This is a genomic window from Tardiphaga sp. 20_F10_N6_6 (assembly GCF_052076045.1).
Taxonomy (GTDB): Bacteria; Pseudomonadota; Alphaproteobacteria; order Rhizobiales; family Xanthobacteraceae; genus Tardiphaga; species Tardiphaga robiniae.
In genome coordinates, this window is record NZ_CP197239.1 from 1393838 (window position 1) to 1418232 (window position 24395).

General features: G+C 61.2%; 22 protein-coding genes and 2 pseudogenes. 6 read left to right on the forward strand and 18 right to left on the reverse strand.

The features are described from left to right. The first annotated feature begins 24 nt into the window (after positions 1-24). On the forward strand, positions 25-663 hold the full coding sequence (locus AB7813_RS06665) for a Vgb family protein (RefSeq protein WP_439083333.1): 639 nt from the start codon (positions 25-27) through the stop codon (positions 661-663). Between the two features lie 30 nt (positions 664-693). Here AB7813_RS06665 and AB7813_RS06670 read toward each other — a convergent pair whose 3' ends face one another. From AB7813_RS06670 to AB7813_RS06705, 8 genes are all read right to left on the reverse strand, one after another. Continuing rightward, positions 694-1293, reverse strand: coding sequence for a YdeI/OmpD-associated family protein (locus AB7813_RS06670; protein WP_439083332.1), 600 nt, complete (start codon positions 1291-1293; stop codon positions 694-696). Between the two features lie 27 nt (positions 1294-1320). Beyond that, positions 1321-1980 (reverse strand): TenA family protein, encoded by a 660-nt coding sequence (locus AB7813_RS06675; protein WP_439083331.1) that lies wholly within the window; start codon positions 1978-1980, stop codon positions 1321-1323. A gap of 12 nt (positions 1981-1992) precedes the next feature. Next, complete coding sequence (locus AB7813_RS06680; protein ID WP_439083330.1) at positions 1993-2220, reverse strand: hypothetical protein; 228 nt, start codon at positions 2218-2220, stop codon at positions 1993-1995. Between the two features lie 56 nt (positions 2221-2276). After that, a complete protein-coding gene (locus AB7813_RS06685; protein ID WP_175366199.1) occupies positions 2277-2687 on the reverse strand; it encodes an SRPBCC family protein in 411 nt (136 codons plus the stop codon). Further along, positions 2684-3007, reverse strand: coding sequence for an ArsR/SmtB family transcription factor (locus tag AB7813_RS06690; RefSeq protein WP_093761570.1), 324 nt, complete (start codon positions 3005-3007; stop codon positions 2684-2686). The genes AB7813_RS06685 and AB7813_RS06690 overlap by 4 nt, the downstream gene beginning before the upstream one ends. Positions 3008-3137: 130 nt before the next feature. Next, a complete protein-coding gene (locus AB7813_RS06695; RefSeq protein ID WP_439083329.1) occupies positions 3138-3482 on the reverse strand; it encodes a Lin0512 family protein in 345 nt (114 codons plus the stop codon). Between the two features lie 91 nt (positions 3483-3573). Next, positions 3574-4731, reverse strand: a complete 1158-nt coding sequence (locus AB7813_RS06700; RefSeq protein WP_439083328.1) for a substrate-binding protein — start codon at positions 4729-4731, stop codon at positions 3574-3576. A gap of 880 nt (positions 4732-5611) precedes the next feature. Continuing rightward, positions 5612-6865: a serine hydrolase domain-containing protein gene (locus AB7813_RS06705; protein WP_439064105.1), complete on the reverse strand. Its 1254-nt coding sequence runs from the start codon at positions 6863-6865 to the stop codon at positions 5612-5614. A 371-nt stretch (positions 6866-7236) separates the two neighbouring features. Between AB7813_RS06705 and AB7813_RS06710 the strand changes: the two are divergent. Beyond that, positions 7237-7886: pseudogene (locus tag AB7813_RS06710) on the forward strand (glutathione S-transferase family protein). A gap of 18 nt (positions 7887-7904) precedes the next feature. On the opposite strand, the gene AB7813_RS06715 reads toward AB7813_RS06710, so the two are convergent. The 5 genes and pseudogenes from AB7813_RS06715 to AB7813_RS06735 all read right to left on the reverse strand — a co-directional run bounded on the left by AB7813_RS06715 (position 7905) and on the right by AB7813_RS06735 (position 13588). After that, on the reverse strand, positions 7905-8159 hold the full coding sequence (locus AB7813_RS06715; RefSeq protein ID WP_439083327.1) for a hypothetical protein: 255 nt from the start codon (positions 8157-8159) through the stop codon (positions 7905-7907). A gap of 80 nt (positions 8160-8239) precedes the next feature. Beyond that, the gene (locus AB7813_RS06720; protein WP_439064108.1) at positions 8240-9112 is read right to left on the reverse strand and encodes a restriction endonuclease; all 873 of its coding nucleotides are present in this window, start codon (positions 9110-9112) and stop codon (positions 8240-8242) included. Positions 9113-9201: 89 nt separating this feature from the next. Beyond that, positions 9202-9486: pseudogene (locus AB7813_RS06725) on the reverse strand (GMP synthase (glutamine-hydrolyzing)); the annotation flags it as partial. Positions 9487-9592: 106 nt separating this feature from the next. Continuing rightward, a complete protein-coding gene (locus tag AB7813_RS06730; RefSeq protein WP_439083325.1) occupies positions 9593-12379 on the reverse strand; it encodes a bifunctional aconitate hydratase 2/2-methylisocitrate dehydratase in 2787 nt (928 codons plus the stop codon). 312 nt (positions 12380-12691) lie between these two features. Then, positions 12692-13588 carry a LysR family transcriptional regulator gene (locus AB7813_RS06735; RefSeq protein ID WP_439083324.1) on the reverse strand — a complete coding sequence of 299 codons (897 nt, stop codon included), beginning with the start codon at positions 13586-13588 and terminating at the stop codon, positions 12692-12694. 262 nt (positions 13589-13850) lie between these two features. Between AB7813_RS06735 and AB7813_RS06740 the strand changes: the two genes are divergently transcribed. Together AB7813_RS06740 and AB7813_RS06745 are read left to right on the forward strand one after the other, a co-directional pair. Continuing rightward, positions 13851-14585, forward strand: coding sequence for an SDR family NAD(P)-dependent oxidoreductase (locus AB7813_RS06740; RefSeq protein WP_439083323.1), 735 nt, complete (start codon positions 13851-13853; stop codon positions 14583-14585). A 109-nt stretch (positions 14586-14694) separates the two neighbouring features. Beyond that, complete coding sequence (locus AB7813_RS06745) at positions 14695-15294, forward strand: NADPH-dependent F420 reductase (protein WP_439083322.1); 600 nt, start codon at positions 14695-14697, stop codon at positions 15292-15294. Between the two features lie 185 nt (positions 15295-15479). On the opposite strand, the gene AB7813_RS06750 is transcribed toward AB7813_RS06745, so the two are convergent. The 4 genes from AB7813_RS06750 to AB7813_RS06765 form a co-directional block, all read right to left on the reverse strand. After that, a complete protein-coding gene (locus tag AB7813_RS06750; protein ID WP_439083321.1) occupies positions 15480-17855 on the reverse strand; it encodes a DUF262 domain-containing protein in 2376 nt (791 codons plus the stop codon). 159 nt (positions 17856-18014) lie between these two features. Next, positions 18015-19622, reverse strand: coding sequence for a glutamine-hydrolyzing GMP synthase (gene guaA, locus AB7813_RS06755; RefSeq protein ID WP_231080413.1), 1608 nt, complete (start codon positions 19620-19622; stop codon positions 18015-18017). 172 nt (positions 19623-19794) lie between these two features. Further along, positions 19795-21102, reverse strand: coding sequence for an RsmB/NOP family class I SAM-dependent RNA methyltransferase (locus tag AB7813_RS06760; protein WP_231080411.1), 1308 nt, complete (start codon positions 21100-21102; stop codon positions 19795-19797). Between the two features lie 40 nt (positions 21103-21142). After that, positions 21143-21493 carry a hypothetical protein gene (locus AB7813_RS06765; RefSeq protein WP_231080409.1) on the reverse strand — a complete coding sequence of 117 codons (351 nt, stop codon included), beginning with the start codon at positions 21491-21493 and terminating at the stop codon, positions 21143-21145. Between the two features lie 165 nt (positions 21494-21658). Here AB7813_RS06765 and AB7813_RS06770 point away from each other — a divergent pair, with 165 nt between their 5' ends. Then, positions 21659-22354 carry an acriflavin resistance protein gene (locus tag AB7813_RS06770; protein ID WP_231080408.1) on the forward strand — a complete coding sequence of 232 codons (696 nt, stop codon included), beginning with the start codon at positions 21659-21661 and terminating at the stop codon, positions 22352-22354. Positions 22355-22424: 70 nt separating this feature from the next. Further along, entirely contained in the window at positions 22425-23276 is an 852-nt protein-coding gene (locus AB7813_RS06775; protein ID WP_231080407.1) for a metallophosphoesterase family protein, read from the forward strand. A gap of 24 nt (positions 23277-23300) precedes the next feature. Here the strand turns inward: AB7813_RS06775 and AB7813_RS06780 are convergent, their stop codons facing one another. After that, a complete protein-coding gene (locus tag AB7813_RS06780; RefSeq protein WP_231080406.1) occupies positions 23301-24323 on the reverse strand; it encodes an NADP-dependent oxidoreductase in 1023 nt (340 codons plus the stop codon). Positions 24324-24395 lie beyond the last annotated feature (72 nt).

Below are 24395 nucleotides of genomic sequence, written 5' to 3' on the forward strand. Positions count from 1 at the left end.
GCCATCGTCACGAGGGAAACACTCATGAAAACATCCGCAGCAGAAATCGTCCGTGAATATGGCCCCTTCGAGGGCGTCGACGGCGTGCATGGCGTCACCTATGACGGCACGCAAGTCTGGTTCGCATCCGGAAACAAACTCCACGCACTCGATCCCGCAAGCGGCAAGACGGTGCGTGCCATCGACGTTGCCGCCCACGCCGGCACCGCCTTCGACGGCAAGCATCTGTTCCAGATCGCCGAGGACCGTATCCAGAAGATCGATCCGGCGACCGGCCGCGTGCTGAATACCATCCCTGCGCCCGGCGGCGGTGCCGACTCCGGCATGGCCTGGGCCGAAGGCACGCTGTGGGTGGGACAATATCGCGAGCGCAAGATTCACCAGATCGATCCCGACACTGGAAAGATTCTGCGCACCATCGAGAGCAACCGCTTCGTCACCGGCGTCACCTGGGTGGACGGCGAACTCTGGCACGGCACCTGGGAAAACGACGAGAGCGACATCAGGCGCATCGATCCGCAAACCGGCGAAGCGCTGGAGAAGCTCGCACTGCCGGCAGGCAGTGGCGTCTCCGGCCTCGAGTCAGATGGTGCCGATCAGTTCTTCGCCGGCGGCGGAGCCAGCGGCAAGGTACGCGCGATCAGGCGACCGAAGCGGAAGTGATCGCTAGCGTGAGCCGCGTCCCGTCGCGACTCACTTCTTCCCCTGTGGATAGATCGTCTCGCCCTTCTTCAGCATCTCGACGAAGGCCGCAATCCGCTTCTTGCGGCCGGCTTCAGTCTTCATATTGTGCACCCGAAATGCCAGCGAGAAGCGGTTCTGGGCGCTGAGCTTGGCCAGCATCGCACGGGCTTTCGGCTCGGCATCGATCGCTTCCTGCAGATCGGCGGGGATCGCCATGTCCTTGCCGCTGCCATAGGCGCGATCCCAGCGACCATCGGCCTTGGCCGCCTCGACATGGACGAGGCCATGCTCGGTCATGCGCTCCTCCTCGACGAGGCGCGCAATGTTGTCGACGTTGATCTTGCTCCACACGCTCTTTTTGCCGCGCGGCGAATAGCGCTGCAGAAAGCTTGCCTCGTCCAGTCCCTTGCGGATGCCGTCGATCCAGCCCCAGCACAGCACGACATCGATCGCCTCCTTCGGCGTGATCGATGGAAGGCCAGATTTCAGTTTGTGAACCTTGATCCAGACCTCGTCGGCCTTGTCGTGGTTCTTGCCGAGCCATTTATAGAACGCGTCAGCGTTCTTGAACTCGCGCACATTCGCGGGATCGACTTTGACGGGTGCCATGCTCTGTCCTGACCGCTGCGCGTCGCACTAGCGCGCGTCCAGCCCCATCTGCCAGAAGTCAGCTTCCAGCCGCGACGCCTGGCCGAACAGTTTTGCGAGCTCCGTGAAGCGCCGCTCGGTCATCGCACGCGCGGCGAGATCGTCGAGATGGCGGCGCGCTTTCACCGCGATATCCTGATAGGTCTCGCCGGCATATTCGCCGATCCATTCGCGATACGGATGATCGCCGAGCACATCGGCACCGTCAGGCGCAAGCTTCTTGCCGATCTCGGCATAACCGATCACGCAGGGCGCCAGCGCCACATGCAGATCGAGCAGATCCCCGGCAGCGCCGCAATCCAGTACGAAGCGCGTATAGGCCACCGTTGCCTGAAGCTCGGGCGCGGCCTCGATGTCGGCGGGCGACAGTCCCCAGCGGCCGCACAGTTTTATGTGAAGCTCCATCTCGCCGAGAATGGCCGCAAGTCCGCCTTGGGCCGCCTTCATGTCGTCAAGCGAGCGGCTCTTGTACGTCGCCAGCGCATAGGCGCGCGCGAACTGGATCAAGAACAGATAGTCTTGCACCAGATAGGTGCGAAACGCGGGTTCTGGCAGCGTGCCGGCCCCGAGCTGTCGGACGAAACTATGATCGACATAGCTGGACCAGTCATCGGCCGCAGCTGATTTGAGACGATCAAAAATATCCATGCGCATTCCAATTCACGCGTTCATCCGTCCACTGCCCTGCGTTGCTCTACGCCACTTTGCGGCATAGGGCAGCACGAACATATAGAGACCGCTGAACATCAACAGAAACAGCGGTGGCAGCGGCGAGAAGGTCACCCAGGCTGGAGGCTCGCCAAATCCGCGGACAGCGAAATTGGCGATGACCGTCACGGTAAAGGCCAGCGACAGCCAGCGGTGTGCGTATCTGATCCATAGGCTCATGTTGAGTGACCCTCAGTGCAATGCGGAAGTGGCGTGAGATTCTGTGTCGGCCGAATTCAGTCCAGTCGCGCCAGAAGCTGCTCCATCGACGCCAGGAAGCGCGGCCATCCGAACTTGGCGCCCTGATAGGCCTGCTCCTGATCCGGCCGGAAGCCGATCTGCTCCATCCGCAGCAGTGTCCCGTTGCTCGAAGGCGTAAGCGTCCAGGTTACGACACTCTCGAGACCCAGGGCCTCCCACGTGTAAGCGAGCTTTTGGTTCGGCTCGACTTCCGTGACCCGGCAAGCGACCACGCCCCAGTTTGCGCTCAGATCAAAACGATGCCCGAGGACGGGCTGGAAATCGTTTTTCATCAGCCACTCGGCGATCAGATGCGGCTGGGTCAGCGCGCGCCAGAGCTTTTCCGGCGCATGGCCAAATTCCCGCTCGACGACGACGGAACGTGTTTCGGCTGCAGTATTGGTCAATTGTCCATCCTCTTCAGCAGTTGTTCGAGATCGTCGAACCGGCTCTCCCAGAACCCGGCCATCTGGCTGGTCCAGTCGAGCAGCGGCGCCAGGGCCGCCGGTTGCGATCGATAATGTGTCTGACGGCCGCTCTGGCGATCGAGCACCAGCCCCGCCTGCTTCAGCACACCGAGATGTTTGGAGACCGCCGGCTGCGAAACCCCGGCTTGCGCGGTCAGTGCCGCGACGGTCTGCTCCCCCTCACGACAAAGTCGCTCGAAGATCGCTCGCCGGGTCGGATCGGCGAGCGTCTTGAAGAGCACATCGAAGGTGTTCGGCATCGCCATCCATAACCCGTCAGCTATCGATCAGATCAATAACCAATGAGTTATGGATTAGTCAAGCGTGAAAAGGACGGGAGGGAGTTCTCGAGATCGCGGAAGCACGATCGTCGTCTGAGGCAAGTTGACTCTATTTGCCGTCGTCGAGGCTCACGATCACCGCCGCATTGGCAATGAGAATGCCGTCGCCGCCACTCTCGGCCGGAATGTCGAGGCCGCCTTTGACCGCGGTCACGGTCACGGTGCCGTAAGGCAATTCCTGCGCGACCGCCGCCGTGTCGACGTCGTCCGGATTCGGCACCGCGACGGTCACATCGACAAACATGTCATGCGGCGTCTTGCCAACCATCCGGAAGAAGCCAACGCTGGAATGGCGGATTGCATCGGAGACCGCTCGCTTCGCAGCCTTAGTGGCGTCGCGGCCGTGGACGTCGACGCCCATGCCCATCTCGGTGATACAGCGCACACGTGCCATTCGTTGTCCTCTTCGCTCATCCAGAATTGTGTCGATGCCGAGTTAAGCAATCTCGCGCGACTTACACCAGTCGTCTGCTCGCCAGTTCCGATCAGCGACCAGCCAATGTGCAACCCGGCTGAGGCGGAATTCTGCCGAGCGCACGGACGGTGACCAATTCACTGCCCTGCGTCCTGGCGATGAACATGCTCATGGTCGCATAGTGGTTCGCATCGATGGTAACCGTTCCAGTCGGCGACGGGATGGTGAGCCCGGCCAGCGCATCGACGATGGCCTCCTTGTCGACACGGCCCACTTTCTCGATCGCAGCCTTGAGCGCGATCAGCGTGTTGTAGTGGCTCATGACATAGTTCGACACCAGCACGTCGTTGCCGGCTGAGGCCCGCACCTTGGCGACGAACGCCTTCATCTCCGGCGCGTCGCTGGTCGCCAGCGATGGCACGACGGTGATCATGTTCTGGCCCTTGCCCTTGAAGATGCCGAGATCGATCTCGGACAATCCCAGGAATGCAACCGTGGTCTCCTTGAACAAGCCCTGATCATCGGCCTGCCGGATGAAATCGATGCCGTCACCCTTCAGCGCGAACAGCAGCACCTTTGGTTTGGCCGCCGCCACCTGCTTAATCAGCGGCGTGAAGTCCGTCTCGGTCCCCTGCGTATATTGCGTGCCGACGATGGTGCCGCCGAGCTTCTCGATCAGCGGCCTGGCTATATCGAACATCTGGTGCGGCCAGACGCGATCGGCGCCGAGCAGGAAGTAGGTGTTGCCGACAGCCTCGTTCACATAGGGCAGCAACTGGCCGAGATCCTGGTTCGGCACCGTGCTGAACGAAAAGATGTAGCGGCTGCATGTGCCGCCTTCGAAATTGGTGGCGTAAAGCAGCGGCGTCTTCGTGCTCTCGGCAAGCGGCCTGATCGCATTGAAGTTGGCCGAGGTGACAGGGCCGACAACCGCCACGACGCCGCTGTCGATCACCGACCGCATCGCGCTCTCGGCGGAGGCCGGCCGGGTCTTGTCATCGACATAGATGACCTCGAGCGGCCTGCCGAGAATGCCACCCGCCGCGTTGATCTCCCTGGCAGCGAGATCGAGCCCGAGTTTTGCTTGCTCACCATAAAGTTCGACACCGCCGGAAAACGGCAGGACCGCGCCGATACGGATGGGATCGGCGGCCATCGCCGCAGAGTCGAACGCTAAAGGCCCCAGCAGGACTGCGAATGTCACAAACCCTGCGACAGATAACTTCATGCGCACCCTACTCCGCCATCGGCCTCACCAATGGCGAGGCGCAAATCACAATGACGATTGAGCCGGAAAAATCACGAGGTGCAAGGGCTGATCGAGGCTCGCGGCGGCTCAGGGCAACGACCGCGACCTGGGCGCGGGCGCCGCAGACGCGGGAGCTTCCGTGACGGGCGCCACGCTGACAGGCGCTTCAGTTGCCGCTGTTTCAGGAGCCGTAGATGTGGGCACTGGCGCCACAGTCTCAGGGACAATCGACACAGGTGCTCCAGCAACGGGAGCCGGCGCGATTGCCACTGGCGCGCCTGCTGCAGGAGCGTCCCGAGCCACAGGGACAGGAGCAGCCACCGGAGGAACTGCGGCATCGATCATCGGCTTGCAGATCATCACGGCCGCAGCCGCTGAGGTCAATGCCGCCAGACTCTGGAGCTCCGGCGCTTGTCGGGGGTCCCCTGCCACTGCGGCCGCTTCGTCGCGAAGCCTGGCGTTGCAGTCGCAGTTAGGAATGCCGCTCGCCGGCGTGCAGGCATCGTGATTCATGCAGGCAAGATCGAGGGCATCGATGGGTGGCTTGCCCGGCCGGTTGCCGGCACCGCAGTAATTGCCATGAATCAGCGTCGCACCGTCAGTGGCGACAGCCGGATTGCTGCGGGCAGCCCGCGCGCCAGACGTCCGCTCCTGTGCATACAGAGGCGCCGTTGCGACGACGGTGCATGACATCAACAGCGCCGCACACGAGCAGCGCAGCCACGGAGCGATGGACAAGGGTTTTATCATTCTGGAGGGGTCCGCCTGGCGCCGACGGAAGATGTCGGCCGCCAAGCATACGCCCAACCTGCCCCAAGGTTCCCGACCGGGTTCCCTCGGGTTCCACGAACCCTGATGGTCAGCCCGCCATCAGTTCCTTCGCCAGCGCCATATAGGCCGGCAGCGTCACCGGATCGTTGGCGGCATTACCGGCGACCGGATGCGAGGCATAGCGCGCGATCACCATCTCGGCCTTCGGATCGATATAGAGCCCCTGCCCGTAGACGCCGCGCGCCATATACGCGCCGTGTTGATTGTGGGTCACCCACCACTGGTTGCGATAGGACGCGCCAGGCAGCGTGGTGTAGCCGGCCGGCTTGAACTTCTCGGGATCGGCGCCGCGCTCGATGTCCTCGACCACTGCGCTAGGCACGATCTGGCGGCCATTGAAGCGCCCGTGATTGCGCATCACCTCGCCGAAGCGCGCGAGATCGCGCAGCGTCGTCGACAGTCCGCCGCCGCCGCTTTCGGTGCCGATGCGGTCGACGTGATAATGCGCGTCCTCCTCCGCCCCCATCGGCGCCCAGATGCGCTCCGACAGAAGATCGGACAGCGTCATGCCGCTGGCGCGGCGGATGATCCAGGCCAGCACGTCGGTGTTGACGGTCTTGTAGGCGAACGCCTTGCCATGCTCGCCCTGCTTCTGCTGCGTGCAGAGAAAGGCGAAGATGTCGCTCGCGCCTTCGTAATCCGGAGGGATCGGCGCCATGCCATTGGCGCGCCGCAGCCCCCACACATCGGAATTCTTGTCCGTATAAACCTCGGTGTAGAGAAGCCCCGTGGTCATATCCATGACCTCATGCACATCAGCATCGCCAAAGGCCGTGGCCTTCAACTCCGGCACATAGTCGGTGACCGGTGCCTGCGGATCGATCTTGCCTTCCGCGACCAGAATGCCGGCCAGCGTGCCGGTAAACGACTTGGTCACCGACATCGCGATATGCGGCTTGTGCGGCTTCAGCGCGCCGGCATAGCGCTCGTAAATGAGTTTGCCCTTGTGCAGCACGGCAATGCCGTCGGCATAGGTCTCGTCAAACATGCGGGCAAACGTCATCGGCCGGCTATCCATGGTGGTCGACGCGATTCCGCCGATATCGCGCTCCGCGCGCGGCAGCACCGAAGCGCCGCCTGCGCCGCGCCAGACATTCACCGTCGGCACCAGCTGGCGGACATTGCTCCAAGCCCAACGCAGCTCGGGAAAGTTGCGGAACGAGCCGTCGTGAAATTGGATGGTCTTGTCCTGCGCAGGCGGAAAGCCCTTCATCCAGCCGAGCGTCTCGGGATCGGTCTCGGCGGCGGTGGGTACTTGGCTCGGTGCAGGCGCGTCAGACATGAAGGCTCTCCGGGAGGATGGTGAGCCAGTCGTAACATCGCGGAGAATGACGCACATCCCGCGTTTGAGCGGGGGTGCATTGATCAGTCGCATGTCGTCTGGCGACTGCTGCAGGCGACCGTCCTTCACTCGAACAGCCACCTCATCTTTGATCATTCTGAATCGAGCGTGTGACGCTCCGTAATTTCATCTCTAAGTTAGCAGCTCGCTCAATGGTCAATGCTCTCGGTTTCGAAGAATATCCGTAGTCCGGCGGGGTCCGATGACAGGTTCGGCCCGCGAAATTCCGCGGCCAAAAATCAAAATCGGTTGTCGGGAGAGGCGCCGCTCGTTCGTCCTGGGGATGCGAAACACCCAGGTGGAGAGAAACGATGCCCACGATTAGCGCCTTTGAACGATCTCCCGATCGCGGAAGGGGATTGGCGCGTGACATGAGCGTTCGCTGGGCGCTCGAAGAGGTGGGCCAGCCTTACGACGTCCGTCTACTGTCGTTCGCTGAGATGAAAGAACCCGCGCATCGCAGGCTTCATCCCTTCGGACAGATCCCGACCTACGAAGACGGCGATCTCATGCTGTTCGAGTCGGGGGCGATCGTCTTCCATATCGCGGAATGCCATCCGGGCCTGCTGCCAGACGATGCGAATGCCCGGGCGCGCGCGATCGCCTGGATGTTCGCCGCGCTCAGCACCGTAGAGCCGCCGATCGTGGAACGCGGAGCCGCCACGCTCACGGAGCGCGACAAGACCTGGTACGCGACGCGCCTGCCAATCCTCGACGATCGCGTTCGCGCCCGACTGGCAGACCTGTCCATCCGCCTTGGTGACGCCGACTGGCTCGACGGCAGGTTCAGCGCCGGCGACCTGCTGATGGTGACGGTGCTGCGCAGATTGAACGGATCAGGACTACTGGAGGACTATCGAACCTCTGCGCCTATATCGCCCGCGGCGAAGCGCGGCCCGCCTACAAGCGCGCCTTCGCCGATCAACTGGCGGTCTTCACCGGCAAGCCACCGACCGGCTAACAAAAGTCCGCTCTGGGCTTACTCGAGCCTTTCATGGTCTGACCTGTGGACGGCAGCAATGGATCGAAAGCGGGATCGGTGCCCGCAGATCGATCTTGCCCTCGGCAACCAGAATGCTGGCCAGCGTGCCGGTGAACGAATTGTCACTGACATGGCGACATGTGGTTTGTACAGCTTCGGCGCGCCGGCATACCGCTCGTAAATCAGTTTGCTCTCGTGCAGCACCGCGATGACGTCGGCATAGGTTTCGTCGAACATGCGAGTGAGGGTCATCGGTCGACCATCCATGGTGGTCGACGTCGATCCACCGGTATCGCGCGCCGCGCTCGGCTGGCGCAAACTAACGGGCAGAGCTAGTGGCTACCGAGGTGAGAACAGTATCCAAAATGCAATGAGGAAATCTGACGCGCGTATTCCTCTGCCAGCTCGGGCGCCACAGCTAAATTAAAGTCCGACACTTGTGCTGCCTTAATCATCTCAAAGAGATGCTGCGCATCAATACATTCCAATCGAATTCCTGCGAAACGTGCTTGCTGTTGAAGTCTTGACGCTCCGCTAGTGAAGGTTGACGTTGTTACAAAGACGCCTTGTGCGATGCCGTGCAGCAGCAGAGCACCCAAGAACGATCGTATCTCCTCGATACGAATTTTATTCTGGTGCCTTTTCACTTGGACTCCAAACGGAGAGCCAGCTTGATCGATTCCGAAGACGTCGATTCCGCCGTCGTGAGACTGCTTGGAAATTCTTGTCTGACACCCCGATGACTTGAAAACGCTTGCAACTATGTCTTCCATTTGACGAGGTTCTATCGACCATCGTCGCTCATAGCAGGCGCACAAGGCCTGCCGCATTTCTTTCACAGGGATGGCTGAAAGCGATGCCTGTTCGTTACGCAGGCACCCCGCGGCCCAATTAAACGTAATGAATGGGCGACAGGTCTCGTAGTGGATGCCTTGAACAATGCACCACCAGCCGCACGCAGCACATAGTCGAAACTGCACATCCTCGACGTGGAAGTCCGAACATATTTCAAGATTCTCTACGTAGTTGTCATCTATCCCTGAGACCGAATTGACGCGCAATTCATGCTCTTCTTTCAAAAGCGCTCGATCAAGTGGCCAACGATCGGGTATGGAAATCGCGACCAGCTTCGAGTTGCAGAACTCGCATCTTTCCTGAAACCATCGCACGTCGATTTGATCTGTCGAAGAGTTGTGGCGCCACATCTGCAAGCTCTCTGATCAACCAATCTAACGATGGTCCAGAACATCAGAGGCGGAGGCAGCACAAACTGATGCTGGATCACGCGCTCCTTTCACTTCCATTCAAGCGTTACTGGCGGCTTGCTGGTGATGTCATACACCACGCGATTGACGCCCTTCACCTCGTTGATGATCCGCGTTGCGGTCTCGCCGAGAAACTTCATGTCGAAAGCGCAGAAGTCCGCAGTCATGCCATCGGTCGAGGTCACTGCGCGCAGGCCGACGACGTATTCATAGGTGCGGCCGTCGCCCATCACGCCGACGGTCTTCACCGGCAGCAGCATGGCAAAGGCCAGCCAGTTGGCGTCCTAAAGGCCCACCTTGCGGATATAGTCGATACAAATGGTATAGGCCTCGTACAGGATGCCCGCTCGCGTACCAGCCCCGGGGCGCGGCAGGCCTTCACCTGCCGCGCCAATTTTTGAACAGCTCTCGCTCTCCACCCTAGTAGTGGACGGACGCCCCCATCGCACCGATCTTGGGCGGTGCGAACTTCGTCAGGTCGATGCCTTCGACCGCGGCCTTGTATTCTTCGGCGCTCGGCGTGCGACCGAGGATCGCCGACAGCACCACGACCGGGGTCGAGGCCAGCAGCGATTCACCCTTCTTCTCGGTGGTGTCTTCCACGACGCGGCCCTGGAACAGACGGGTTGAGGTCGCCAGAACGGTATCGCCCTTCTCCGCCTTTTCCTGGTTGCCCATGCACAGGTTGCAGCCCGGACGCTCGAGATAGAGGATGTTCTCGTAGGTGGTCCGGTTCGCGGTCTTCGGCTTCACATCGTCGAATTCGAAGCCGGAATACTTCTGCAGGATTTCCCAATCCCCTTCGGCCTTCAGCTCGTCGATGATGTTGTAGGTCGGAGCCGCGACGACCAGCGGCGCGTTGAACGCGACCTTGCCTTCGGCCTTCTCGATGTTCTTGAGCATCTGGGCGACGATCTTCATGTCGCCCTTGTGCACCATGCACGAGCCCACGAAGCCGAGGTCGACCTTCTTGGTGCCGCCGTAATAAGAAATCGGACGGATCGTGTCGTGGGTGTAGCGCCTGGACACATCGGCGTTGTTCACGTCGGGATCGGCGATCATCGGCTCGTCGATGATATCAAGATCGACGACGACTTCGGCGAAGTATTTCGCATTGGCGTCCGGCGTCAGCGCGGGCTTCTCGCCCGAACGAATCTCGGCGATGCGCGCATCGGCCTTGGCGATCAGGCCCTTCAGCGTGCCCGCGGCATTGTCCATGCCCTTGTCGATCATGATCTGGATGCGCGACTTGGCGATCTCCAGCGACTCGATCAGCGTGTCGTCCTGCGAAATGCAGATCGACGCCTTGGCCTTCATCTCGGCCGTCCAGTCGGTGAAGGTGAAGGCCTGGTCGGCGAGCAGCGTGCCGAGATGGACCTCGATGATCCGGCCCTGGAAAACATTGTCGCCGCATTGCTTGAGCATCTGCGCCTGGGTCGCATGCACCACGTCGCGGAAGTCCATATGCGGCTGCATCGCGCCCTTGAAGGTGACCTTGACCGATTGCGGGATCGGCATGGTCGCCTCGCCCGTCGCCAGCGCCAGCGCCACGGTGCCGGAATCGGCACCGAAGGCGACGCCCTTGGACATGCGGGTGTGGCTGTCGCCGCCGATGATGATCGCCCAGTCATCCACGGTGATGTCGTTCAGCACCTTGTGGATGACATCGGTCATCGCATGATAGCTGCCCTTGGGATCGCGCGCGGTGATCACGCCGAAATTGTTCATGAAGCTCATCAGCTTCGGAATGTTGACCTGCGCCTTCTTGTCCCACACCGATGCCGTGTGGCAGCCCGACTGATAGGCGCCGTCGACGATCGGCGAGATGACGGTGGCCGCCATCGCTTCCAGCTCCTGCGCGGTCATCAGGCCGGTGGTGTCCTGCGAGCCGACGATGTTGACCTTGACGCGCACGTCCGAGCCCGCATGCAGCACCTTGCCGCCGAGCACGCCCACGGCGTTGCGGTTGAAGATCTTCTCGACCGCAGTCAGGCCCTGGCCTTCGACCGAGATCTCCTTGTTCGGAGCGAAAACCGGGGTCGGCTCGACGCCGAGCGTTTCGGCGGCAAAGGTCTGCAGCTTCTTGCCAAACACGATGGCATAGGAGCTGCCGGCCTTCATGAACTCCATCTTCTGCGGCGTGAAGGCGGCAGCGACGTCGACCAGTTCCTTGCCGTTTTCGTCGCACAGCTTCTTGCCCTTGGCATCGAGCGTCAGGACGGTGCCGGTATCGACCGCAAATTTCTGTTCGAGGACCGGGTTGCCGTCGTTGTTCAGGATCGGCTTGCCGTCCGCGTCGAGCTTCTTGACCCAGTTCTTGAGGTTGACGCCGATGCCGCCGGTCACGTCCACCGTCGTCGCGAAGATCGGCGAGATGCCGTTGGTGCCGGCGACGACCGGGGCGAAGTTGACGAAGGGCACATAGGGGCTGGCCGGCTTGCCGGTCCACAGCGCCACGTTGTTCACACCGGACATGCGCGACGAACCCACGCCCATTGTGCCCTTTTCGGCGATCATCATCACGCGCTTATCGGGATGCTGCTTCTGCAGCGCCACGATTTCCTGCTGCGCCTGCGGCGTCATCATGCACTGGCCGTGCAGCTCACGGTCCGAACGCGAATGCGCCTGGTTGCCGGGCGACAGCAGGTCGGTCGAGATATCGCCTTCGGCGGCGACGTAGGTCACGACCTTGATCTCGTCCGCGACGTCAGGAAGCTTGGTGAAGAACTCGGCCTTGGCATAGCTCTCGAGCACGCCCTTGGCGACGGCATTGCCCGCCTTGAAGGCATCGCGCAGCCGGAACATGTCGGCGTCGTAGAGGAAGAACTGAGTCTTCAGAACTTCACCGGCCTGCTTCGCCAGCCCGGCATCACTGCCGAGCGTGACGTCGAGCAGCACGCCGATCGAGGGGCCGCCCTTCATATGCGACAGCAGTTCCAGCGCGAAGGTCGGCGTGATTTCCGGGACGATCGCCTCACCGAGGATAATCTCCTTCAGGAAGGCGGCCTTGACGCCTGCGGCGCTCGTGGTGCCCGGCAGGGTGTTGTAGATGAAGAATTTCAGGGCGTCGGCGCGGTATTCGCTGCCGTTGTCCTTGATCAGGGCGATGATTTCGCCGGTGAGTGCGCCGTCGTCGATCGGTTTGGGAGCGAGGCCTTGAGCTTTTCTGCTTTCGATTTCAGCGAGGTAATCTGAATAGAGGCTCATCGTCATCCCAACGTCATGAGGTGGTTGACGCTGGAAACGCAGCGCCACCAACCGTTATTGTTAAAACCGGTCTAAAGGCGAATTCGGCTTCGAGTACGTCAATCGCGACCGACTGACAAGATACTGCATTGCAGTAAAAATAGCCCTTTAAATTCAGCGTTCAACGGTCAAAACATGACGGCAGGCATGCTTGCCGGGCTGAAATGCTGGTTCTCACCCGACCTGTCGCAAAAAAACTCTCCGAAGACACGTCCGAAAGGTCGGCCTGACCCGCCACCGTCAGCAAATTGGTGGTCGGCGACCCGCCGCGCGTCAGTCGCGCGATACGGACAGCCCCGCGAGCAGCGGCGCGTAGGCGGCGAGCCTTCCGGATACGAACTCGGTGAAGAGCCGCACGCGCTTCGTCTTGCGTGTCTCCCCCTGTGTAAGAAGCCAGAGCGTCCCATGCATGGGCAGGTCGGTGCCCGGCACCCTCACCAATAGAGCGTCAGCATCTCCGACGAAGCACGGCAGTTTTGTCATCCCGATCCCTTGCCGTACAGCAACGATCTGCGTCTCGGCGTCCGGGGTCCTGAACGGAACTCCCGTGGTGTGAACCTCTCCCTCGCGCGCCCAGGCCGGGAGTCCATGATTGTCTATGACGATCCACCGGATGGGATCAGGCGTGCCCGCACGCCACGCGGCTAGTCGATCGCGAGACATGTAGACACCGCTGAACAGCTCCGGTCCTTTCAGGCCGTGAAGATTGAGCGGCAGAGTCTTGCGGTTGGCGACAATGCGGATCGCCACGTCGGCCTCTCGGTTGGTCAGATTTGCCACCTCGCCGGTCGACATGATTTCCATCTCGATGTCCGGATGCATACGCGCGAAATCGGCGAGATCCGGCATAAGCAGGTGTGTCGCGAGGAACGGTGGAAGCGTCACCCGCAAAAGCCCGCGCGCGCTCTGGTCGCGACCGAAGATGCGCGTCTCCAGCAAATGCGACGACGCTTCCATCTGGTCCGCGAACTCGAGAACCTCCTCGCCCGCAGCCGTCAGGCGGTAGCCCGAAGGCAGCTTTTCGAACATCTGCACCCCGAGGCGTGCCTCGAGCTGGGCGATGCGTCGCAACACGGTCGCGTGGTTCACACCGAGGCGCTCGGCGGCAGCCCGCACCGAGCCTCCGCGCGCGACGGCAAGAAAATAGCGAACGTCATCCCAGTCGATCATGGTGCAATCCCGCACCGCACGGTGCGCCTTCCTAAGCCCATATCTAACACATCGAACAGCGGTACGGGCGGTTCTCATAGCCTGTGCCGGCAAGCGCGACCCAATTCCGAACGGCGGACACCGATCGCCGCGGCTGGCGTTAGTCGTCCATCCGGATCGATTTCGCACCACCGATGTGCGCGCTTCCGCACTCAACGCCTGACGCCGGCAGACCCATCTCCAGGTTCTCGGGGACAGTCCCGACACCACGACAGGAGAAGTTATGGGAAAGCTAGACGGTAAGGTTGCAGTCATCACGGGTGGATCGAGCGGCATGGCGCTGGCGAGCGCCAAGCGGTTCGTCGAAGAAGGCGCCTATGTGTTCATCACGGGCCGGAGGCAGGAGGCGCTCGACGAGGCCATCAAGCTGATTGGCCGGAATGTGACCGGCGTACGCGGCGACGCGGCCAATCTCGACGACCTCGACCGCCTGTTCGATACGGTCAAGCGGGAAAAGGGCAGGATCGACGTCCTGTACGCAAGCGCCGGCACGGGCGAAGCCGTGCCATTGGGCGAGATCACCGAGCAGCATTTCGATGCGACCTTCGGCCTGAATACGCGCGGCACGCTGTTCACCGTGCAGAAGGCGTTGCCGCTGTTCAACGATGGCGGATCGATCTTCATGACCGGGTCGGTCGCGTCGCTGAAAGGTTTTCCCGGTTACAGCGTGTATGCGGCGAGCAAGGCGACGCTGCACGCATTCGCACGCGGATGGCTCAACGAACTCAAGAGCAGGAATATCCGGGTGAACGTGCTGCACCCGGGACCGATCGCCACACCGATGCAGGACCAGGTTCTCACCCCGGAGGCGAAGCAGATGTTCGAATCCCTGATCCCGCGCGGAACGATGGGTCGCCCTGAGGAAATTGCGGCGGTCGCACTGTTTCTTGCGTCAGACGATTCAAGCTTCGTGAATGGGCTGGAGTTGTCTGTCGACGGCGGCTTCTCGGCGATCTGAAATCGCACCTCGTTCACCGCAGGACCTCTACGCGGGCGCCACCGCGGACCGAATAACCCGGCGCCCTCGAAGGCCGTGAATCAATATCAAAACAAAATCGGAGAAGATTATGAGCTACGCAATTATCGGATTCGGCAAGATAGGCCAGGCCCTCGCCCACGCCTTCGCTCGCAAAAACATCGACGTGACCGTCGCGAGCCGCCGGCCGCCCGAGGCATTGGCGCCACAGGCCCGGGCGATCGGACCCGGGGTCGTCGCCAGGTCGCTGCGGGATGCGCTCGAGGCCGACACCATCATCCTGGCGGTCCCTTTCGGCGAGCATCGCGACGTTGCGAAGATCCTGCCGAGCTGGGACGGCAAGACGGTCATCGACGCGATGAACCTGTTTCCGGGCCCCGACGAGCCGGACGGTCTCCCGGGCTCCGCCGTCGTCGCGAAGGCATTCACCGGCGCCAGGTTCGTGAAAGGCTTCAATCACCTGGGCGCAGCCACTCTGGCTACCGATCCGATCGTCGCGGGCGGACATCGGGTCGTCTTTCTGTCTGCTGACGACGAGGACGCGATCGCTCCCGTGGCGGCCCTGGCCAAGCAACTCGGCTTCGCACCCGTCAAGCTGGGAAAGCTCAACGAAGGTGGCGCGCTGGTGCACGCACGCGGCCGCATTTGGGGCCAGCTGATCTTCCAGGATTTGTTCAAGAAGGAGCAGTAGTTGATCTGCGGCGGTGTGATCGACGCGGACAACTGGTCGCGCGCGCTAACGTCTTCGAGCAGCGCGCGACCGAATATTTGAAGGCCACCGCGTTTGAGCGGATATGACACGGCAATCGGTCGAGATCACAACGCACGGTCCGGTATACTAATTGGCGCAACCGCGGGCTCAGCTACCCAAGGCGCCTAAGCTGGTGTTGTCTCGGCAGCACTTACTCGCATTTTGTAAGGCGTCAAGTCGAACTCGCCTACCCCCTTAGGAAGAAGCATCACCAACTGGCCATTCTTCTCGGCTAAATGAATGTGCCAATATGATTGACCAGGCCCAGCACGCTTCGTTGTGTGCATAGACGGCAGTAGTGCGTCCAATACCGCTTTTGGAATGACGTAGGCCGTGTCAATATCCATACAACCAAGAACAAAGTAGCTATCCTGGCCTTCGTTGAGAAAACGGTCCCATTGAAGGTGATATCCATACCAATATGGATTTCCTGCCTGAGCCTCATAGCGCTTGGACACCGCTACCGCTGCTCTAACCTTCCCATCGACGCTGCGATGTTTGGCGGCAGTTTCCGAGATAAATTCAACCTGCTTTAACTCACCAAATCCGTTGAGAATTTGCTGTCGCTTAGCGGCGAGCGACGCTGCATCAGTAAACTGCCATGAGGACTGCTCGGCGCTGTCAGCCTTCCAATCAAGTTTGGGCTGCACTTCATTGGGGTTGCTCCAGATTGCAACAGCCGCCTTAAAAAGCTCGATCCCACGATCTACGATCGAATGTTCTGACCATTCCTTTGGTGGATCTGTTCTCAGCCAAGCATTCAAGCGAAGATCGCTGTCGGCTACGATCTTTTCTGTTTTCTCCAAGAACGGACCATTGCTAACTGAAGAATTCAACGCAACCGTCAACAGTGTCAAATTTCCTACCGTATGGAGCAGTCGCTCTCGTGCAGTTGCGGGCACCTCTCCGAGAGCAAGCGGCATGGGATTAGCGAATGGGTAATCGGACAATTCGCCCTTCTGCGGCAGTAGATGCTCCACTGAAAGGCCATCCAGTACAGTAACAGCCTCGTTCTTTGCCGTTCGAATTTGCGCCTCTATCGCGGCCAACACCATTGCAGAGCGGTCGGGCCGCGACTTCGCATATAGAGGCTTGGATAGCCAAGCTGCGCGGAACTCTTCATCAGCAGGCCAGCGACCTGTAACTTCGACTGACCTGCTCAACTCGGACCGGACAACGGCAGAAATATCGCCATTGGGCTCGCATTTTTTCACCTTGGCCAGCAGTGAGGCAAAGAAGTTATTATAATTCTTATTGGTGAGTTGGCAGATAAACCGTCGCACCAACCAAGATTCCAAATCCGCTAAAATTTGGTCGCGAGCCTTAATCGGCAAGACATCTTTATTGAGTGACAGCACGTATAGCAGCAAGGGATAAACTGTACTGTTGTCGAGCGACTTAAGTCGCTTGGCGAAGGTCGCAATCCGATCATAGCCAGCCGGCGCTACTAGTTTGGAGAATAATTCACTGTAGGCTTTGAGGTCCGCGAGCAAGGACTCGGTTGCTACATTTTCGGCTTCACGCCACTCTTTGAACTCGCGAAATAGCTGGCCTATATTTAGCTCACGCTCCCGTTTTATCACCAGATAGTGGAAAAGGAACAAGTCAATCCGCGGGCGCGTCAACCGACCTTGGCGTTCATCCACATGCCAGAATCGGCTTTCGCCCTTGACTGTTTCACTCTGCCGCAGGTCATCGAATGGCCGCCAGTATCGATCATAGAACGCATCGGCTTGGCTTTCGGAAGCTGATGTCTGCATGAAGATGTAGTTACGGATCAAATCCGATGGCAACAAAGGCTGACCGCGCGCGTTCAACGTCTCGAAGATCACTTGTGGGTCGTCATGACTTTCCAGCTCAATAACAACCAATTGCAAGGCCGTACGAAGTGCTTGAGTCAGACCGAGCAGTCGCACTTCCTTTTGGCCAAAATCGCCGGAACCAACGAAGTCCGCGATGCGCTGAAAGAAGTAAAAATATGCTTGCGCCAACAGAGGCGCTGCGCCAGCTGCCGAAACGCCTAGAGCATTCAGGAGAGCATTAGGCGACTTACTTGTCAGGACGGTTCGGAACGTATTCCGATCCGCATTGGTTGGCCAAACCTTAAATGAAGTCTCCGAACCGTCACTCTGGTACGGATTAAGCGTCAATGCTCTTAAACGATCGGTCTGCTGAGACTGTATGCCAACCGCATAGTCTCGCAGTGCCGCCAAGAACAACTGAAGGGTTGTCAGACGTTGTTGGCCGTCTATGACTTCCGAACGGGCTACACCGCTACCTACAATCTTCGCAACGTTGAGAACGATCGCGCCTAAAAAATGCGAACGCGCACCACCTGTATCGGGCTCAACGACTGAGGCTTCGGCTAACCGTTCGATGTCTTCCCAAAGCGGCTCCCACTGGCTCTGCTCTGTCCAAACATAAGCACGCTGGTAAAGTGGCACGACATATCGCCGTTCCCGGATAAACAAGTCATAGATCGTCAGCTTTTCCGGCTTCATTGCGCCCCCCAAAGAAGATGCGCAACATTAAACGAACACCCAAGAGTTGCAACGCTCTAGACCTAACTTCTTATCGCCCGATACAGGACCCTTCTAAAAATCGAAACTAAACCGCAATCGCCGAGAAATAGAGCTTGGTCGCGGCGACCATGCCTTCCCCTACTCCCACTCAATCGTCCCCGGCGGCTTGCTCGTGATGTCATACACCACGCGGTTGACGCCCTTGACCTCGTTGATGATGCGCGTCGCGGTCTCGCCGAGGAATTTCATGTCGAAGGCGTAGAAGTCGGCGGTCATGCCATCGGTGGAGGTCACGGCGCGCAGGCCGACGACGTATTCATAGGTGCGGCCGTCGCCCATGACACCGACGGTCTTCACCGGCAGCAGCACGGCGAAGGCCTGCCAGATGGTGTCGTAGAGATCGGCCTTGCGGATCTGGTCGATATAGACCGCATCCGCCTCTCTGAGGATGTCGAGCTTCTCGCGCGTGATCTCGCCGGGGCAGCGGATCGCGAGGCCGGGGCCCGGGAACGGATGGCGGCCGACGAAGATGTCCGGCAGGCCGAGTTCGCGGCCGAGATCGCGGACCTCGTCCTTGAACAGTTCGCGCAAAGGCTCGACCAGCTTCATGTTCATGCGGGCCGGAAGGCCGCCGACATTGTGGTGCGACTTGATGGTGACTGAAGGTCCGCCGGTGAAGGAGACGCTCTCGATCACGTCGGGATACAGCGTGCCCTGCGCGAGGAAATCCGCGCCGCCGATCTTCTTGGCCTCGGCATCGAACACGTCGATGAACAGACGGCCGATGGTCTTGCGCTTCACTTCGGGATCGGTGACGCCTTCGAGCTCGCCGAGGAACGTCTTCGATGCATCCACATGCACCAGCGGGATGTTGTAGTGGTGCCGGAACAGATCAACGACGGTCTTGGCCTCGTCCTTGCGCAGCATGCCGTGATCGACGAATACGCAAGTGAGCTGGTCGCCGATCGCTTCATGGATCAGCACAGCGGCCACAGCGGAGTCGACGCCGCCGGAGAGACCGCAGATCACCTTGCCCTTGCCAACCTGGGCGCGGATCTTCTCGATGGCTTCCTCGCGGAAGGCGCGCATGGTCCAGTCGCCGGTGAAGCCGGCGATGTTGCGCACGAAGTTGCGGATCAGCTTCGCGCCGTCGGGCGTATGCGCCACTTCCGGATGAAACTGCATCGCGTAGAATTTTCTGGTGTCGTCGGCGATGATCGAGATCGGCGAGCCCGGCGCCTTGGCGACGGCGCGAAAGCCGTCGGGCATCTTGGTGACGCGGTCGCCATGGCTCATCCAGACGTCGTATTTGCCACCCACTTCCCACACCCCGTCGAACAGCGCGCAGGTATCGGTGATCTCGATGGCGGCGCGGCCGAATTCGCGATGATGCCCAGCCTCGACAGTGCCGCCGAGCTGCTGCGCCATGGTCTGTTCGCCGTAGCAGATGCCCAGCACCGGCACGCCAGCGGTGAGGATCGACAGCGGCGCCGACGGCGCGTTGTCGTCGAGCACCGAGGCCGGGCCGCCGGACAGGATCACGGCCTTCGGCTTCATTTCGGCGAAGGCAGCCTCCGCCTTGTTGAACGGCACGATTTCGGAATAGACGCCCTCCTCGCGGACGCGCCGCGCAATCAGCTGCGTCACCTGAGAGCCGAAATCGACGATCAGAATCTTGTCATGCGCCGAGGCCACATGGGGTGACGGATCGGCGGGCGAAACGGAGCTTTTGCTGGGGGCTGTCATAGCGAGGAATTACGCGACTCACGGCGGGGTCGCAAGGCTGAAAAGGCTGTCATGGCAGCCCTGCACCGGCCTATCCCCGTCATTGCGAGGAGCCCTTGCGACGAAGCAATCCAGTCTTCGCTTGTGGCCTTCTGGATTGCTTCGCTGCGCTCGCAATGACGGCGAAGGGGTCTCAGCCTACCGGCTGGCGCTTCATCACCGACACGAAAAACCCGTCCGTTCCCGTCTTCCGCGGGGTCATCAGCAGGCCTTCCGGGCTCTGATAGGTCGCCGCGGCGAAATCCTCGGCTTTGTCCCACAGCACCGACATCACCTGCGCCGGCGGGACCACCGAAAACTCCGGCTGGCGGGCGGTAAAGGCGCGGATCTGGTCGCGGTTTTCCTGGGGAAGCACCGAACAGGTCACATAGGCGATCCGGCCACCCGGCTTCACCAGCGCCACCGCGCGGTCGAGGACCTCGGCCTGGTCCTTGATCCGGACCTCGAGGGCGCCCGGCCGCATCCGCCATTTGGCGTCGGGATTGCGGCGCCAGGTGCCGGTGCCGGTGCATGGCGCGTCGATCAGCACGAGGTCCGCGGAGTTGTGAATGTCGCTCAGCGTATCATCCGGGCCCTTCGGGGTGCGGATATCGGCATTGTGGATACCGGCGCGCGACAGCCGCTCGTGGATCGGTGCGAGCTGGCGCTTGTCGGCATCGGTGGCGATCAGCCGGCCCTTGCCCTGCATCATCGCCGCCAGCGCCAGCGTCTTGCCGCCGGCGCCCGCGCAGAGGTCGATCACCTGCTCACCCGGCTTGGCACCGGACAGCAGGGCCGCGAGCTGCGAGCCCTCGTCCTGCACCTCGATGCCGCCCTTGATGAAATCCTCCTCGGCATGGATGCCGGGATTGCGCGCATCGGCGCCGAGCTCGATGCGTAGCCCCAAAGGCGACCAGAGCGTTTCGGTGGCGCCGAGATGGCGCAGCGAGCCCAGCACCTTCTCGCGCTTGGCCTTCAGCGTGTTGACGCGCAGGTCCAGCGGCGCGCGGCTGGCCATGGCGGTGGCTTCCGCCACGCGATCGTCGCCGAATACATCGGCCAGCTGGCCGTCGAGCCATTCCGGATAATCGCCGGCGATATGCGCCGGTGCATCCGCCACCGTGCGCGACGCCAGCGCCGAACGCTCCGCGTCAGACAGCGGCGCCGGCGCAAAACCGCTGCCGTCACAGAGCGCGGCAATCGTATCGACATCCATCCTGCGCTCGGCCTTGAGCATGCCGAGCAGCCGCGCCCGCGACGTGTCGTCGTCCATGATCCAGGCGCTGGAGGCGCGCCGCCGCAGCACGTCCCAGACCAGCCCGGAAATCCCGGCCCGGTCGCCGGAGCCGGCGAAGCGGTGCGCGGTGCCCCATTCCTTCAGCGCCTTGGCGGCGGGGACACGCTGGGTGTCGATGGCCTCGATCACTTCGATCGCGGCGGAGAGGCGTGCGGCGGGAGTCATGGCAATCTTTCAACGGAGAGAGGCGCGACGCCGCTCCCGATCAGATCAGGAGAAGCATCCGTAGCGCGAAGTAGAACCACATCGCCAACAACACAAGCGCGCTGGCGAGCCAGGCCTGCGATCCCCGGCTATTGGCAATGAATCCGGTGCCCACGAAGCGGGCGATCACGAAGATCCAGGACAGGCAGACCAGCACCAGATCGATCTTGCGCAGCGGCAGGCCGATGGCGATCAGCGCATAGAACAGCAGATCGAGCTGCGGAGCGGTATTCGGCAGATCGCCGGCGTCGTTGCGGCTCAGCAGGCCGCCGCGCCGGCCGGTCCAGAAGAACATGCCCAGCGTAATCGCCACCAGCACGAAAACCGGCAACAAAACCCATTGAATCGACATTGAAATTTCCTCAGCCCGGGGAATTCAGAGCCGCGCGGCACCCCGCTCGCGCTACAGACCCGCCCCTTGGAACATGACGATTAACCGGCCCAAGAGTTCCATATGAGTTCCATATCGGTTCCATGCAGGTTCCATTGAACCGGCTGGGCGGCCCTCGACACCCATTTGCAGGCGCTGCCCGGCGGCGCGCCAGCCTCAAGAGTTCTGCCCGTGAGCCCCGCCATGGCCTATCTCGATGCCCTCTTTGCGATGCTGACGCCCGGCGACCCGGACAGCTGGGCCGGCCTCACGATGTCGGCGTTGGCCGGCGCCGCCGCGGCGCTCGCGGTGGCCATCCTGCTGAATCTCTATTTCCGGGCCCGATATCGCTCGGTCCATGACGTGGTCCACCACGGCGTCGCGGCGCTGGCCGTGCTGGGCCTCCTGGCCTTCGCCGCCACCGACATGCGCCACACGGCACTGGGCTATCTCGGCATCAATCCGACCAGACCCGCCGTCGAATTCGAAATCCGCCTGCCCGACGCGGTCGCGGCGAAGATCATCGCGGAAGCCACGCAGATCGAATTGCATACCGACCGCAACCAGGCCCTCGCCGCCATCAGCGAAGGCCCGACTTTCACGAACAAGGGCGAGAGCATTCTCAGGGGTACCGTGCCGCTGAAATTTCGCACGGCGCAGCGTGTGATGATCGTGAACGTGCCGGGCGAAGCACCGCTGATATTCAAACTGCGGCTGGCCGCAAGCCCGAGCCACTCGACTGAATTCAGCCCGTGGCATCTGGTCGATCACGTGAGCGCTTCAGCCAGTGCAGGCAAGACGGCCCGCAACGACGGCTATGCAATCAGATATCGCGTGATCTAACCTTTCGGTTGCACAAGCCATCTGGCTGACATCCGGAACGGCTACACTCCCCACTAGAGGAGTTCCCGCCATGTCCGAATTCCGCTTGATCCAGATCACCGATACGCATCTCGGCGCAGGCTTTCCGCAGTTCGCCGCAAATTTCCAGCGCGTCTGCGCGTTCATCGACGCGGCAAAGCCAGACCTCGTCATCAATAGTGGCGACCTTGCCTTCGATGGCCCGGGCCATCCCGATGACCTCGCCTTTGCCAGGTCACTGCATGACGCCCTTCCCGTCGCCTGCCGCTATCTGCCGGGCAATCACGACATCGGCGACAACCCGACTCTGGTCGCCCCGCCGCCAAGCCAACTGATTTCCGAGCAGAACCGGCAGGCATTCGTCTCGGTCTTTGGACACGACCACTGGCGCTTCAACGCGGCCGGCTGGTGTTTCATCGGTCTGAACTCGTTGATCATGAATAGCGGGCTCGCCTGCGAAGAGGAACAGTTCGACTGGCTCGCCTCGCAACTGGCGGGCCTGAACGGACGGCCGCTGGCGCTGTTCATCCACAAGCCGCTATTTCTGAATGCACCGGACGATCCGGAACTGGCCGCAACGTCGATCCGCTACGTCCCGATGCCGGCGCGCCGGCGTCTCATCGATCTGCTTGACCCTGTCGATCTGCGGCTCGTCGCCTGTGGTCATGTGCACCAGCGGCGCGACACCATATGGCGCGGCGTCAGGCACATCTGGGCGCCCTCAAGTAGTTTCATCATTGGTCCGGAGGACAAGCAGGAGACGATCGGCGTCAAGGAAGTCGGGCTCGTGGAATACAGTTTCCAGCCCGACGGCTTTGAAGTGCGTCACCGCCGCGCGCCGGGCCAGACTGACATCGATCTGTTCACCGTCATCAATGCGGACGGCACGGTGCGCCCGCAGTGATGACAGCCTGAAGGCGTATTCGCCTTACGCCTTGTCGGCGCCGACACGCACGAGCTGCTTGCCGAAATTCGCGCCCTTCAGCAGCCCCATGAACGCCGTTGGCGCGTTATCGAGACCTTCGGTGACGTGCTCCTTGTACTTTACCTTGCCCTCGCGCACCCATTGCGACATGTCACGCAGGAAGTCGCCATGCATCGACGCAAAGTCACGCACGATGAATCCGCGGAAGTTGAGGCGCTTGGTGAGCACGTTGCGCATCATCGCGCCGGCCCATTTCGGCGCCTCCGACGTCGTATCGTTGTATTGTGCGATCAATCCGCAAACCGGAATGCGCGCGAAGAAGTTCAGCAGCGGAAACACTGCCTCGAACACCGCGCCGCCGACATTCTCGAAATACACATCGATGCCGTTGGGGCACGCGGCCTTGAGCTTTGCCGGAAAATCCGGATCGCGATGATCGAGGCATTCATCGAAGCCGAGTTCTTCCTTCACATAGCGGCACTTGTCGGCGCCGCCCGCGATACCGATGGCACGTGCGCCCTTGATCTTCGCAATCTGGCCGACCGCAGAGCCGACCGCGCCGGAGGCTGCGGCAACGACCACAGTTTCGCCGGCCTGCGGATTTCCAATGGCAAGCAGGCCGGTATAGGCGGTCATGCCCGGCATCCCGAGAATGCCGACGGCCGTCGAGATCGGTGCCAGCTTCGGATCGAGCTTGCGCAGCCCCTTGCCGTCGGAGATCGCGTGGGTCTGCCAGCCGGCATGAGCCAGCACGATATCGTCCTTCGCGAAACCCGGATTGTTCGAAGCGATCACCTCGCACACGGTACCGCCTTCCATCACGCCATCCACCGGCACCGGCGCGGCATAGGACGGGCCGTCATTCATGCGGCCGCGCATATAGGGATCGAGCGACAGCCAGATCGTGCGCAGCAGCACTTCGCCCTCACCCGGCGTCGGCACCGCATAATCCTCGATACGGAAATTCGATGGGCCGGGCTCACCGTGTGGGCGCGATGCGAGAACGACGCGTTTGGCTGCTGACATGGGAATTCTCCGTTTCTATTTCTTGATCGCAAAAAAATGCGGCGCGCGATGATCGCGCGCCGCATTCAAAAC